The sequence below is a fragment of the Vibrio ouci genome, assembly GCF_004551525.1.
Lineage (GTDB): Bacteria > Pseudomonadota > Gammaproteobacteria > Enterobacterales > Vibrionaceae > Vibrio > Vibrio ouci.
Genome location: NZ_SATR01000001.1, coordinates 297,023 through 309,918 on the forward strand (window position 1 = coordinate 297,023; position 12,896 = coordinate 309,918).

At 43.8% G+C, this 12,896-nt stretch carries 14 protein-coding genes and 1 other RNA gene; 6 read left to right on the forward strand and 9 right to left on the reverse strand.

Going from position 1 to position 12,896, the window contains the following annotated elements; translation table 11 throughout:
* Positions 1-2: 2 nt before the first annotated feature.
* From ELS82_RS01240 to ELS82_RS01255, 4 genes are all read right to left on the reverse strand, one after another.
* Positions 3-626: a TnsA endonuclease N-terminal domain-containing protein gene (locus tag ELS82_RS01240; protein WP_134833848.1), complete on the reverse strand. Its 624-nt coding sequence runs from the start codon at positions 624-626 to the stop codon at positions 3-5.
* 119 nt (positions 627-745) lie between these two features.
* Positions 746-842: signal recognition particle sRNA small type (gene ffs / locus ELS82_RS01245), an RNA gene on the reverse strand.
* 128 nt (positions 843-970) lie between these two features.
* Complete coding sequence (locus tag ELS82_RS01250) at positions 971-2,980, reverse strand: GGDEF domain-containing protein (RefSeq protein ID WP_134833849.1); 2,010 nt, start codon at positions 2,978-2,980, stop codon at positions 971-973.
* 160 nt (positions 2,981-3,140) lie between these two features.
* Complete coding sequence (locus ELS82_RS01255) at positions 3,141-3,881, reverse strand: VP0952 family biofilm-associated protein (protein ID WP_134833850.1); 741 nt, start codon at positions 3,879-3,881, stop codon at positions 3,141-3,143.
* Between the two features lie 50 nt (positions 3,882-3,931).
* Here ELS82_RS01255 and ELS82_RS01260 point away from each other — a divergent pair, with 50 nt between their 5' ends.
* Positions 3,932-4,234 carry a DNA base-flipping protein gene (locus tag ELS82_RS01260; protein ID WP_134833851.1) on the forward strand — a complete coding sequence of 101 codons (303 nt, stop codon included), beginning with the start codon at positions 3,932-3,934 and terminating at the stop codon, positions 4,232-4,234.
* 25 nt (positions 4,235-4,259) lie between these two features.
* Here ELS82_RS01260 and ELS82_RS01265 read toward each other — a convergent pair whose 3' ends face one another.
* Positions 4,260-4,685, reverse strand: coding sequence for a YbaY family lipoprotein (locus ELS82_RS01265; protein ID WP_134833852.1), 426 nt, complete (start codon positions 4,683-4,685; stop codon positions 4,260-4,262).
* Between the two features lie 191 nt (positions 4,686-4,876).
* Here ELS82_RS01265 and tesB point away from each other — a divergent pair, with 191 nt between their 5' ends.
* Complete coding sequence (tesB, locus tag ELS82_RS01270) at positions 4,877-5,737, forward strand: acyl-CoA thioesterase II (RefSeq protein WP_134833853.1); 861 nt, start codon at positions 4,877-4,879, stop codon at positions 5,735-5,737.
* 64 nt (positions 5,738-5,801) lie between these two features.
* Here the strand turns inward: tesB and ELS82_RS01275 are convergent, their stop codons facing one another.
* Entirely contained in the window at positions 5,802-6,275 is a 474-nt protein-coding gene (locus ELS82_RS01275) for an Lrp/AsnC family transcriptional regulator (protein WP_004414524.1), read from the reverse strand.
* Between the two features lie 117 nt (positions 6,276-6,392).
* Here ELS82_RS01275 and ELS82_RS01280 point away from each other — a divergent pair, with 117 nt between their 5' ends.
* A complete protein-coding gene (locus tag ELS82_RS01280; protein ID WP_134833854.1) occupies positions 6,393-7,463 on the forward strand; it encodes a PLP-dependent cysteine synthase family protein in 1,071 nt (356 codons plus the stop codon).
* 121 nt (positions 7,464-7,584) lie between these two features.
* Here ELS82_RS01280 and ELS82_RS01285 read toward each other — a convergent pair whose 3' ends face one another.
* Together ELS82_RS01285 and ELS82_RS01290 are read right to left on the reverse strand one after the other, a co-directional pair.
* The gene (locus ELS82_RS01285) at positions 7,585-7,905 is read right to left on the reverse strand and encodes a DUF1244 domain-containing protein (RefSeq protein ID WP_134833855.1); all 321 of its coding nucleotides are present in this window, start codon (positions 7,903-7,905) and stop codon (positions 7,585-7,587) included.
* A 126-nt stretch (positions 7,906-8,031) separates the two neighbouring features.
* Positions 8,032-8,910, reverse strand: a complete 879-nt coding sequence (locus ELS82_RS01290) for a Tim44 domain-containing protein (protein ID WP_053438232.1) — start codon at positions 8,908-8,910, stop codon at positions 8,032-8,034.
* Positions 8,911-9,102: 192 nt separating this feature from the next.
* Here ELS82_RS01290 and ELS82_RS01295 point away from each other — a divergent pair, with 192 nt between their 5' ends.
* The 3 genes from ELS82_RS01295 (at position 9,103) to ELS82_RS01305 (ending at position 12,641) form a co-directional block, all read left to right on the forward strand.
* Positions 9,103-9,693 (forward strand): TetR/AcrR family transcriptional regulator, encoded by a 591-nt coding sequence (locus tag ELS82_RS01295; RefSeq protein WP_134833856.1) that lies wholly within the window; start codon positions 9,103-9,105, stop codon positions 9,691-9,693.
* A 24-nt stretch (positions 9,694-9,717) separates the two neighbouring features.
* Positions 9,718-11,589, forward strand: coding sequence for an MFS transporter (locus tag ELS82_RS01300; protein ID WP_134833857.1), 1,872 nt, complete (start codon positions 9,718-9,720; stop codon positions 11,587-11,589).
* Positions 11,590-11,717: 128 nt separating this feature from the next.
* Positions 11,718-12,641 carry a YeiH family protein gene (locus ELS82_RS01305; protein ID WP_134833858.1) on the forward strand — a complete coding sequence of 308 codons (924 nt, stop codon included), beginning with the start codon at positions 11,718-11,720 and terminating at the stop codon, positions 12,639-12,641.
* Here ELS82_RS01305 and ELS82_RS26240 read toward each other — a convergent pair.
* Positions 12,638-12,814, reverse strand: coding sequence for a hypothetical protein (locus tag ELS82_RS26240; protein WP_167489183.1), 177 nt, complete (start codon positions 12,812-12,814; stop codon positions 12,638-12,640). The genes ELS82_RS01305 and ELS82_RS26240 overlap by 4 nt on opposite strands.
* Between the last annotated feature and the right edge of the window lie 82 nt (positions 12,815-12,896).

Sequence of the window (12,896 nt, forward strand, 5' to 3'; positions counted from 1 at the left end):
ATTTAACACCAAACGTAGGTTTCGAGACCAAAGCCAATGCCGTTTAGGTCTGTTTTAACTTGCCCTGAAGAGATCCAAGGTAGAGTAGAGATAAGTGTGTCCTGCTCCGATAAGCCGAAATACAAAGACACCTCTTGTAACCTCACCATTTGTTTACGTTGAATAAACGCCAACACTAGTTTTTGAAACTCAGTCACGGTTCGCAATCCGGAGTAACGGTGTAGTAGTTTGAAGTTATCTAAAGTTGCTCCCATTCTAATTTGCTTTTCAGTAACTAAAACTAAGCGTCGATTGAACTCATTCAATGCAATTCTTTGTTTTTCTTTGAATCGGTCCCTGAAGTCAGGCTTGAGAATCTGACTAGAGTGTTTTACTTCGAAGAAAGTTGAATGGTTGTCGTGATCTGTCGCCAAAAAGTCGGGGGTATATCGGCACTTTCGGTTATTGAATTGATAGTGGAAGCCAAAAGGTTGGGACGTGAAGCTTTTGATGTCTGCGTTATATTCGAGGTGAAAACAGAAATCAAACTCTAAAATAGACAGAGTGCGAACAATAGCATCATTCTTCAAGCTCATGAACTTACAGATGTTGTGTACGTGAGATGACTTCTTGGTTTGGTCGAACATAGCGTAATCACTTTTGTTGTAAACCTACAACAAAAAAATAGACTATGAAGACTTATGGTGCAAATATGAAGAAAGCCTGCAATTTATGCGAGCATAAATTGCAGGCTTCAAATGGGTGGAAGCCCCAGCCACATCCCGGCACACAAGTCACTCGCTGCGGCTGCTTCCTTCCGGACCTGACCGAGTTCACGAGCTATTGTTGCGGGAGGACCAGGGCCTCCATAGATTCTGTTTCCTTAGCATCGCTAAGGAGTGATGAGGATTATCAAGTATCCTTATTCTGATTTCAAGCGAAACCACCAATAAAAAGCATCTTTCCGATTCAACTGCTTAGGGAGTGACCATTAATTAAGATATCGGACAACATTGTCACACGTTTTTTGTTCACAGCCAGCGTTTTTATCGACTAACTTATCACGGTACATCGCTTTATCAGCTTCTCCCATCACCTGTTGCAATGTGGTGGTTTTATTTCTGGAGGTCGAATAACCAACAGCCAAAGAAACTTGAAACGAAACTTGCTGCACTGGAGAAGTAAATTCGACCGTTTTCAACTCGCGGATAAGTTTAATCAGCCGTGATTCTGCTATTTTCCCGACCAAAATGAATTCATCACCACCAATTCTGTAACAACGACCATTCCAAAGCTGTTCAACATGACGCGCAACGCTCACTAGCACTTGGTCACCAATATCATGTCCATAGGTGTCGTTAATCTGCTTAAAACGATTCATATCTAAATAGACCAGAGTTTCACTCGGATATAGACCATTACGATAGCGCTGATGAAGTGAACGTCTATTCTTCAAACGTGTTAGCGGGTCGGTATTTGACTGGCTATGAAGATAGAACGCAATGAGGACTAAAAAGCTCAGCATTAAGCCAAATAAGATCTGGGTATTACTGGCGAACGCTTTTTCCGCTTGCAGCGTTGCTTTCCAGTTAGGCCGATAATCATACGTTTCGATGATCTGACGGGTATCGATCATTTTAATTGCTCGACTAAATAACTCCGCAACCCTTTTACCCGTTTCATTTTTCGCAAATCCGATTGCGATTGCCGATTGGTAAAAACCACCAATCGCTGTATCTTCCTCTAAAGGCAGCAATGAATTCGACTCGCGTAGGGTTTTATTAAAGTTAGCTCGACTTATCGCCATATAGTCGACTTCCCCTTCAAGTAGCGCCGTGAAGATTTCATCGATATTGGAATAGGAGCGTAGAGGCTTATTCGGCAATAGTTGTGAGAGAAGCGTGGCAAAGAAATCCTCTTTGACAACCCCTACCTCTTCTACAATCAACTCTGATACGTTGCTATATACATTAGGTTTATAGCCTTCACGCTTAACCATCACCACTTCTGGAAAATAGTAAGGCGAGCTAAACTCCAACAAGGCTTTGCGCTGCTCCGAAACAATCAGTGGCGCTAAGATATCAATTTTCTTGTCGAGTAGGTCTTGGTACATACTCTCCCAAGTTTCACCATCTTGACTCACTATGTCGCATTTGAGCAATAAGATAGCGCAAGCCTGTTGAACGACGTCTGCGCTAATGCCAGTCACCGTTCCATCGCTATTGTAAGTCGCATACTGTCCAATACCATCAAGCTTAACCTGGAAGACCTTAGTCAAGTCGATACCACTATCTAGGACGGCTCTTCTCAGCGCTTGTTGGCGTATTTCAAATTGATAGGATTTGACTGATTCTCTCAGCGTCTTCTGAATACTGGCACTGCGGACAAACGACTCTATGCGTTCTAGCATGACTTGATTGGTACCGACCGCCGTTACAATAGACACAGGTTTGATTGAAATCTGGTGGTTTAATAGCTGAGCATCATAACCCGCGAGTAACATAGGCTTAAGTTGATTGATTGCATCAATGACGCCGTCTACTTGTCCTGACTCAAGCAGTGCCTTGGCGTGCTGGTGCCCTCTATATTCTATCTGGCGGATATAGGGATAATGATCTCGGACTAACCCACCATATATCGTACCTTTCGGCACCCCTATTGTTTCGACAGAATCCAGAGTGGCATTGTTGTTACTATATAGATAGGTATATTCAATATTCGTCGGGCTTGAAAAGGATAGCGACTGTGCTCGTGTCTCCGTGTAGGTAACATTGGCAGCAAAATGGCTCTCACCAGTTTTCACCGCATTAAGAATGGCATTAAAACTTGGGTAGTAGACATAATGAACATTGATATTCAGTTCGTTTGCTACCGCATCAAACAGTGTTCGCGTGACTACATCATCTTCTTCCATCGCCACCTTATAAGTGGTTTGCGCATGTGAAATCGATGACGGTAACAGTATTAGAACAAAGCTAAGCAATCGCCATAAGCTCGCCATTTACAGAAAACCCTTTTGTCTTTATATACGTAGCTCTTCAAGGCTACTAGATACAAAGCTAAAGCGGAGTCCTGATAGCTTTGTCTAAATAAAGCTCAACTTTGCCATAAGTTAACCAATTAACCAAATTCATATAACAAAGCGGTGACATTGATTGCAATTATGCATCTTGATTCTCTTCAGCACTTCTAAGAATATAATCGGTCATCCAAGCTGTTCCTAACAAACAAATCCAAACCACAAAAACAGGGTTCGGTACTTCAATACTTGGTGAGACAACTAATGCCGCGAAACCAACTGTAGGCAACGTCCAGCACAACAGCTTACTCCAACGGAACGTCTTCAACTTTGACAAGCTTTCCATTGAAGCCATGATGCCAGTAATACTTAAAGCGACTAATACTGCGTATGAAAGATCGGCCATCCAAAGCGGTAATATAAGCCCCAAAGCCCACCAGCTATGCTTACTCGATGGTTTCCAATGTGACGCTGACCACCAAATTACCATCACAGCTAGTATCTGGGTCATTGTGATCATCGGCTCACCAGCAAGCTTATCACCCGCTTGAGTCACCATTATCCCGACCATCAAGGTCGTGACAATTAAAGCGCTGGTCAGTACCACAGCTAAGCTACTGCGTTTGGAAAAGGCCACCATAAGTAGAGGGAATAAAACCCAAAGGCTGATTGACAAGGTGATCGGTTGATAAGGTAGCGTTAAGCCGTAAACGGTCATAGCTGCCATAAGTAGCAAGCCAACTAATCCACCTTGAGGGAGAATCCACAATGCAGGTATCAGCATCGCGAGGACGGGAATATCGCCTTCACTTAGACTGATAGCTCGAGCACATACAACCGCTAATAGGGTTGTTATTAGGAATTGAAACGTTGAAAATAGCATGCCCTCTCCTTATCCATTCCTTTGGAAATCTGTACTAGGACTAAATGATTATGGACCAGTTTTTGATGCAAATCTTTGCTGTAATTCACCAAATTCCCCTTGGAAAAGTCAGTACTTACGGTGAGATCGCAAAAATGGCAGGTTATCCCGGTTATGCCCGTCATGTTGGTAAAGCACTTGGCAATCTTCCTAGCGAGAGTAAATTACCTTGGTTTCGCGTCATCAATAGCCAAGGGCGTATTTCATTGAAAGGTGAAGATTTAGTTCGACAGAGGGAAGCGTTGATCGCTGAAGGGGTAGAAGTCAGTAACGATGGCAAGATTAGCTTGAGGAAATATCGGTGGCAGCCTTAGCCTACCACCGATATAAAGAACTTAATTAGCGCACACCGATAAGACGTAGATCGACTTTATCTGTTTTATCTGCATCAGTTACGACTGGGTACGATGTATCAGTAATGAACTTAAGTTGGCCATTCACTTCAATACGTGCACTCACGCTGTAACGGTGACGAGCTTCGATTTTTGCTGGGTCATAAGCAAGGTCAAACTCAAAAGGAACTTGCGAACCTGCTGTCTCGAAACGATGCTTAGCGATAACTTTTGCTGGCGCATCGGCTAAAGAGATGTCTTGTAGAGTGATAGTAACCACTGCATCATCTGGCAATGCAATACGCTCACGGTACGCTACTGTACCTGTAATTGATTGTACCGCTGGTTGCTCAGTTTCTGTTTGCTCTGTTTGACAACCCACCAATACTGCTCCTAATACTAGTGATGCAACGAATGCGAATGCTTTTTTCATGAAACTTACCTATAAGCAATTAAATTTATAACGATTATATGTAGGCGCCATAACATTGTCATCGTCAACATCTGAATCTTGACAGCAGCTTAACGGTAAAGATGAGATCTTGACCTAAAATTAAACATCCGTTTGAATTTTCCTACAACAACGTGGAACATCGCGCCAAGGCGTAATTAAGGTAGTCAACAATGAGCCAACCTCTCAACGAGTTATTGAACTTACTGCAACTAGAAAAGCTTGAAGAAGGGCTTTTTAGAGGACAAAGTGAAAACTTAGGCCTGCCTCAAGTGTATGGTGGACAAGTGATTGGGCAAGCTCTGTCTGCTGCGAGATACACTGTCGCTGATGATCGTACTGTTCACTCATTCCATAGCTACTTTTTATACCCTGGCGATCCTGAGAGACCTATTATCTACGATGTTGAGAACCTCCGAGATGGTCGTAGCTTTAGTACCCGTCGAGTAAAAGCGATCCAAAATGGTCGCCCTATTTTCTACCTAACCGCGTCTTATCATGGAGAAGCACCCGGTTTTGAGCATCAAAATACGATGCCAAATATTCCCGGTCCGGAAAACTACGCGTCAGAATCTGAGCTTGCTGCGAAAATTGCAGACTTCCTACCAGAAAAACTTAAGAAAACCTTTTGTGATGAAAAGCCAATTGAAATGCGCCCGGTTACTGTGGTGAATCCGCTTAAGCCACAAAAAGTCGAGCCTAAGCAGTATCTGTGGATCAAAGCTAATGGCGAGATGCCAGACAACCAATTGATCCACCAATATCTGTTGGGTTATGCGTCTGACTGGGGCTTCTTAGTGACCGCCCTGCACCCTCACGGCGTTTCACTGATGACACCGAAATTCCAAGTCGCGACCATCGACCACTCTATCTGGTTCCACCGCCCATTTAAAATGGATGAATGGCTGCTATATGTGATTGATAGCCCAACCGCGAGCAATACTCGTGGTTTAGTGAGAGGCGAGATATACAACCGCCAAGGTCACCTGGTCGCAAGCGCAGTACAAGAAGGTGTGATGCGTTTTACTGAATAATTCAAACTATACTGACTAATTAAAACTGTGCCACTCCCTGCGAGTGGCATTTTTCTATTCATTACTAGTCATTACATATCGGCAGTGCTGTGGTGTACTTCAAAGGCTCCATTGCAAAGGTAGACGTGACATTAGAAATACCTGCCACTGAGTTAACCAGCTTCTTATAGAAGTGATCGAAACACTGCATATCTTTCACCAGTACTTTCATCATGTAGTCATACTCCCCCGCCATACGGTAGAACTCCATCACTTCAGGAAACTCCGATGCCGTAGAGACGAATTGGTTATACCACTCATGTGAATGATCACTGGTTTTGACCAACACAAAGGCCGTGAAAGACAAGTCGAGCTTTTCAGGGTTCAACAAAGCTACACGCTTTTGAATGATCCCTGCTTCTTCCATCTTCTTTAGCCTTTTCCAGCATGGCGTTGTGGTTAGATTGACCGCTTCCGATAAGTCATTCAAAGAAAGCGTGCCATCATTTTGGAGTAGATCGAGTATTTTTCGATCAATTTTATCTAGTTCAATTTCCATAACATCAACTTTGTAGAAAACTTTTCTCCAAATAAAGCAAATCAAAGCATAAATAGCAAAGTTTTTCTCCGACAAACTCGTTAGATTAATAACATAACGATTCTAAGGAGAAACCCTATGTGTACTGACCATAACTGGATTAATAACGCGGTTCGTAAAATTGAAGCGGATTACCAACGTAGCGCTGATACTCATTTGATCAAACTTGATCTGCCAAGCATTGATGGTATCGACGTTTATCTTAAAGACGAAAGTACACACCCAACGGGTTCTCTTAAACACCGCCTTGCTCGCTCGCTATTCTTATATGCAATTTGTAACGGCTGGGTTGGCCCAGAGACAACCATCATCGAATCATCTTCTGGCAGCACAGCGGTTTCTGAAGCTTACTTTGCACGACTACTTGGTCTGCCATTTATTGCCGTTATGCCAAAATCGACAGCACGCAAGAAAATCGAGCAGATCGAATTCTATGGCGGCCAAGCACACCTTGTTGATCGCTCAGACCAAATCTACGCTGAATCGCATCGCTTAGCACAAGAGCTCAATGGCCACTACATGGATCAGTTCACCTTCGCAGAGCGTGCAACTGACTGGCGTGGTAACAACAACATTGCTAACTCTATTTTCAGCCAAATGGAAAAAGAAGATCACCCAGTGCCAGCATGGGTTGTTATGAGCCCAGGTACCGGCGGTACATCGGCTACTATTGGTCGCTTTATCCGTTACCAGCAGCACGACACTAAGCTATGCGTCGTTGACCCTGAGAATTCAGTTTTCCACGATTACTACAAAACTGGTAATAAGAACCTTACTGGTGATTTCGGTAGCAAAATTGAAGGTATCGGTCGTCCACGCGTAGAACCAAGCTTTATTCCAGGTGTTGTCGATGAGATGCGTACTATCCCTGACGCAGCATCAGTCGCAACGGCACATTGGTTAGAAAAAATGCTTGGTCGTAAAGTCGGCGCTTCAACAGGTACCAACCTATATGGTGTTTTGCAGCTAGCAAGTGAAATGAAACAGCGTGGTGAGAAAGGCTCTATCGTGACACTACTTTGTGACAGCGGTGAGCGCTACCTAGATACTTACTACAACCCTGAATGGGTAAAAGAGAATATCGGCGACCTTCAGCCGTACGCTGCAAAATTAGAAGCTTTTGAGCAAACAGGTCAAATCGAGCAATAAAACTGAAAAATAATTGGGTATGGGTTTCTCCATTAACGCTTACTCAAACTTATAATAACAACGTCAGCCTTTGGCATAAGAAAACCGCGACTTTAGGTCGCGGTTTTCTTTTTCGGGTCAATTAACCCTTGTTCTGACGTGCTTCAAAAGCTGCGAGTTGCTCTGGCGTTGCTTTTGGTTGGTGGTTCTGCTTCCACTCATCGTAAGTCATGCCATATACACGCTCACGAGCATCATCGATATCCAGATCTACGCCTTGGTTCTCCGCTTCTGCTTTGTACCACTTGCTAAAACAGTTACGGCAGAAGCCAGCCAGAATCATCAAATCAATGTTCTGCACATCTTTGTTTTCGTCAAGGTGAGCCAATAAACGACGAAATGTCGCTGCATCTAGCTTATCTTGTTCTTCTTGAGATAGGTTTTTGTATTTAAATTCAGCCACTTTACTTACCTTTATGATTGTAATTTTTAAACATGACTATCCTATCAAGCGAACTCCCTTTAGCTCAAATACAAAAACGCCCAAGCGTTAACTTGGGCGTTTGAATTATTGATTGGCGAGGCTAGTTTAGCCTTGAATACCAACAATCAACCATGGCGCGTTTGGTGCCGTTAGGTCGCGCTCTAGGTGCCAGATATCAGTGATGTCTTCTTCAATGCCTTCTACTGCATCACGGTAACGACCACTGAATTGTAGGCTAAGCTGAGCTTTAGATGCATCGTGATCAGCACGTACAATTTCCGCGTCAACGTACATCACGTCAGTATGCTGCTCACCATCTAGCTTCGCGCGTTCCGCTTTCAAATCTTCGTATAGACTTGGCGATACATACTCTTCAATCGTGTGTAACTGATTGTGGTTCCAAGCACCTTGAAGGATACGGTAATGCTCGCGTGAGCCATTGATGAATGCCGATTGATCAAAACCCGGTGGGTAGTTGTGCGGTACATCTGTTTGAGCGCCAAAGCCAAAACCGCCACCTTGCGGTGCGTTCTGTGGTTGCTCAAAGTTATGTACATTTGGCTGTTCAAATTTAGGTGCTGAACCACCAAAAGCAGGCTGTTGACGCTGCTGGTTCATACTACCCTGCTTCGCCCCAAGCATAGAGCGCATTAGCTTGAAGATCACAAAGGCAATCAAGCCCATGATTAGAATATCCATAAACTGGATACCTTCAAATGCACCACCAAAGAATGCTGCGAGCAGGCCACCAGCTAGTAGGCCACCTAAAAGACCACCCATTAAGCCCTTTTTGCTTGAGCTTTGAGTTTTAGTCGTTTGATCTTTACCAATCGTATTGGTGTTCTGTTGCTGCTGTTTCGGTGCAGGTGCCGTCTTAAAGCTTTTGCCAAAAGATTTACCACCACCAAACTTTTTCGCCTCAGCGATTGGAGTAATCGCAACTGAGACCATCAGTAGGGCAACAAGAGAAAAGAGTCGTTTCATGTTCTTCCTTTTGTGTCTATCAAGGTTATGAATTTATACTTATCTAATCATATTAACCTTAGCTAGCCTATATTCAAAATAAAACGTCTTGATTACATGTATCAGAATATTGCAAATAATAGCACTGTCAGTTGACGCAATAGGCATCTGATAATTAAAATATTGAACAATGTTCATTTTAGATAACTTACCATGGCCCGAAGAAACGATCATACTCGCGAAGAGCTTGTTGCTTTAACACTGAATACCGTCAAAGAATTTTTAGCGACGAACTCACATCACGATCTTAGCTTACGAAAGATAGCGAATATGATTGGCTATGTACCGAGTACATTGGTTAACGTTTTTGGTAACTACAACTTACTGCTGCTGCATGCTGTGGCTCAAACTCTTGATGAACTGACTCAAGAAGCGAATCAAGTAGTCACCAACAGCAACAACGCTGAAACGGCACTTTATGAATTGGCCTATTGTTACCATGACTTTGCCCAGCGCCACCCAAACCGCTGGCAGTTAATCTTCGAACATAATATGAACGGAGAACCACTTCCTGAATGGCAGTCGGCTCGTATTGATTCAATGACTGGCATGCTAGAGCACCTGCTAAAAGCGCTGGCTCCAAATCGTAGTGAAGCAGAAGTGCTACAAGCAAGTCGTGTATTATGGTCCGGTGTACATGGTATTACACTGCTTAGTGTCGACGACAAGTTTTTTGCTGCCGAACCTATTGATGGCAAAGAGCTGATTGAGAATTTGCTGTCTAACTACCTAACCAATTGGTAAATCCTAAGGGAATAAGGATCACAAATGCCTAATAGTCAGGCTTCGCTTCTTGGGCAAAGACGCTTTTTGCCCTACTTCGTCACTCAATTTTTTGGTGCGTTCAACGACAACATTTTTAAGAACGTTTTGCTACTATTTGTCGCCTTTGCTGGCGCTGGCGCACTCCCGGTATCAAGTAATCTATTCATCAATCTAGCAGCTGGCTTATTCATTCTGCCCTTTTTTCTTTTTTCTGCTTCTGCTGGTGTTCTTGCTGATAAATACGAAAAAGCGTGGTTTATCCGTAAAGTTAAACTCGCAGAAATAGGCATCATGTGTTTAGGCGCAATTGGATTTATTACTGAGAGCTACATCATTCTGCTGGTTTTACTATTCCTCATGGGGACACAGTCCGCCTTTTTTGGCCCAGTGAAATACGCTTTACTGCCTCAGCAGCTTAAATCTAATGAACTCGTGCCTGGGAACGCTCTTGTTGAGACGGGAACCTTTCTCGCCATACTACTCGGTACTTTAGGAACTGGTGTGATTGCTTCTGCAGATAATGCTAAATATGTCGCCGCGATTTGCGTCGTGGTATTTGCGGTGCTTGGCTACATTTCTAGTCGCTCAATCCCTGAAGCGCCGGCTAGTGCTCCTGACCTCAAATTCCGTTGGCAGCCCATCAAGCAAACCAAGAAAACGATCGCGATTGCTAAAGCCGACCGAATCATTTTTCAGGCGCTTATGGCTATCAGTTGGTTTTGGTTCCTTGGCGCTGCGTACTTAACCCAGTTTCCAAACTTTACCAAACTTCATCTTAACGGCAGCGAGAGTGCGGTGTCGTTCTTACTTGCTCTATTTTCTGTTGGTATCGCGATTGGTTCACTCGCCTGTGACAAACTGTCAAACCATCGAATTGAAGTCGGTATTGTTCCACTCGGTAGTCTTGGCATTACTGTGTTTGGCGCGCTAATGGCGACATCTATCCCTACGACTCTTCCTGACTTTGTTGGCTTTACTGATTTTGTTTCGCACCAAACACTTTGGCCGGTATTTGCCTATCTGCTAATGCTTGGCGTTTCAGGGGGGATTTTTATCGTTCCTCTCTATGCCTTGATGCAGCAACGTGCAAAAGAAACAGAACGCGCACAAGTGATTGCGGGATTGAATATTTACAACTCCCTGTTTATGGTCGGTAGCGCTGTTTTAGGTATTGTCTGTCTAACCATCCTAGAACTGAGTATTCCTCAGCTTTTCTTATTACTGTCTGTGATGAATCTGTTGGTCGCGATTTATCTCTGCCTGCAAGTGCCTATTTTTGTGGTGCGATTCTTAGTGTGGATGCTGACTCATACCATGTATCGCGTCACTCATAAGAACCTACATAACCTACCGCAGAAAAGTGGCGCATTGTTGGTTTGCAATCACGTCAGCTATATGGATGCGCTATTGCTAAGCGCAGTATGCCCAAGGTTAATACGTTTCGTTATGGAAGAAGATTACGCTAACTTGCCGCCTTTAAGACGCTTTTTGAACCGTGCGGGGGTTATCCCAATCTCTGCTACCAATCGACGTTCAATCATCCGTGCTTTCAATGAAGTCGAGCAAGCGTTAGCCGAAGGTCACATCGTGTGTATTTTCCCAGAAGGTCGACTGACCTCTGACGGTGAGATGAACGACTTCTTACGCGGAATGGATTTGATCCTAAAACGCAGCCCAGTTCCAGTAATCCCAGTTGCCTTGAAAGGCCTTTGGGGCAGCTATTTTAGTCGCTATAAAGGCGCAGCCTGTAAAGGTTTACCATCACGTTTCTGGTCTAAAATCGAGATCGAAGTGGGCACACCTGTTGATCCTAGCCTTGCTTCAACGGAAAGCATGCATCAAAAGGTATCCTCACTGCGCGGAGACTGGCGTTAATCTTGCCGCTGAAGTTACTAGGTTGAACATGCGTTTAGTTTTTCTTAACGCATGTTCAATACATTCAACTCTATTTATCGTGGTCATTACGCTACACTGTCATGTAATTGCCTACTACTGTCTTCATAATGAAAAATATAACTAGATACCTTCCTTTTGGCTTAGCTTTAATCGTTTGTCTTACGCCTTATATTTCTTCGCCAACCGCTCTTGTTATTGGCTTCTTACTTGCCTCGTTAGGTCTAGTGCCGGCCGATTTAAACCTAGCCAAATTCACCAAAAAGCTTCTCGCCTATTCCATCGTTGGACTCGGTTTTGGGATTCACTTTGATCAAGCGCTTGCGGTCACTTCTGATGGCATAGGCCTTATTATCGCAACTATTTGGGGCACACTATTGATTGGATGGTGGGTTGCTAAATGGATGGGACTAAACAAAGAGACCGGATATTTAATTTCATCAGGCACCGCGATCTGTGGCGGAAGTGCGATTGCGGCTGTAGCGCCTGCCATTAAAGCCGACGACGAGCAAATCGGGCTAGCACTGGCGACAGTCTTCGTTCTAAACTCGATTGCGCTGTTTATATTCCCTGTTATCGGCCATGCACTAAATCTAGACCAGCACACTTTCGGTACCTGGGCTGCAATTGCAATACATGATACCTCTTCGGTTGTTGGCGCAGCTTCTGCTTATGGTGAAGAAGCATTAACCACCGCAACAACACTAAAATTAGCGAGAGCCCTATGGATTATTCCGATTGCTCTGTTTAGTGCATTTCTATTCCGTAGTGATTCAAAAAAAATCACCATTCCTTACTTCATTTTATTTTATTGCGCGGCGATCGCGTTCAGCGATTTAGTGCCACAATTCGAAGTCATTTATCAGGGTATATTTGATATTGCCAAGCGTGCGCTGGTGATATGTCTGTTCTTGATAGGCTGCGGTATTTCGGTAGAGAAACTGAAGTCTTCCGGCCCTAAGCCGTTAGTTTTCGGTGTTACGTTGTGGGCTTTGATTTCAACCACTTCTTTAGCGTGGCTCACTCTCGCTTAAAACTCATCCGCTTTTGGGATTAGCTTTTTGCGCTTTTGTGGTTTGGCACTGAGAACCAACACGGACACGAGCAAAAACGCAGAAAGCTCAGCCAATGCTCTAACTAAACCGTCGCTTTGAACAGCGACGATTATCTGCAAAATTACTGCGATAACTAAGGCTGATTTCATCATTCTTATACCAATTTCCATATCAAGCTAAATGCTATTATGAGTTAAAGTTATAAGATTGATAAATTCATATTTGTACTATGAA

What these genes read in the sequence shown, in the direction of transcription:
- ELS82_RS01240 (WP_134833848.1), bottom strand. Translation starts at nt 626, where the DNA reads ATGTTCGACCAAACCAAGAAGTCATCTCACGTACACAACATCTGTAAG.
- ELS82_RS01250 (WP_134833849.1), bottom strand. Translation starts at nt 2,980, where the DNA reads ATGGCGAGCTTATGGCGATTGCTTAGCTTTGTTCTAATACTGTTACCG.
- ELS82_RS01255 (WP_134833850.1), bottom strand. Translation starts at nt 3,881, where the DNA reads ATGCTATTTTCAACGTTTCAATTCCTAATAACAACCCTATTAGCGGTT.
- ELS82_RS01260 (WP_134833851.1), top strand. Translation starts at nt 3,932, where the DNA reads ATGGACCAGTTTTTGATGCAAATCTTTGCTGTAATTCACCAAATTCCC.
- ELS82_RS01265 (WP_134833852.1), bottom strand. Translation starts at nt 4,685, where the DNA reads ATGAAAAAAGCATTCGCATTCGTTGCATCACTAGTATTAGGAGCAGTA.
- tesB (WP_134833853.1), top strand. Translation starts at nt 4,877, where the DNA reads ATGAGCCAACCTCTCAACGAGTTATTGAACTTACTGCAACTAGAAAAG.
- ELS82_RS01275 (WP_004414524.1), bottom strand. Translation starts at nt 6,275, where the DNA reads ATGGAAATTGAACTAGATAAAATTGATCGAAAAATACTCGATCTACTC.
- ELS82_RS01280 (WP_134833854.1), top strand. Translation starts at nt 6,393, where the DNA reads ATGTGTACTGACCATAACTGGATTAATAACGCGGTTCGTAAAATTGAA.
- ELS82_RS01290 (WP_053438232.1), bottom strand. Translation starts at nt 8,910, where the DNA reads ATGAAACGACTCTTTTCTCTTGTTGCCCTACTGATGGTCTCAGTTGCG.
- ELS82_RS01295 (WP_134833856.1), top strand. Translation starts at nt 9,103, where the DNA reads ATGGCCCGAAGAAACGATCATACTCGCGAAGAGCTTGTTGCTTTAACA.
- ELS82_RS01300 (WP_134833857.1), top strand. Translation starts at nt 9,718, where the DNA reads ATGCCTAATAGTCAGGCTTCGCTTCTTGGGCAAAGACGCTTTTTGCCC.
- ELS82_RS01305 (WP_134833858.1), top strand. Translation starts at nt 11,718, where the DNA reads ATGAAAAATATAACTAGATACCTTCCTTTTGGCTTAGCTTTAATCGTT.
- ELS82_RS26240 (WP_167489183.1), bottom strand. Translation starts at nt 12,814, where the DNA reads ATGATGAAATCAGCCTTAGTTATCGCAGTAATTTTGCAGATAATCGTC.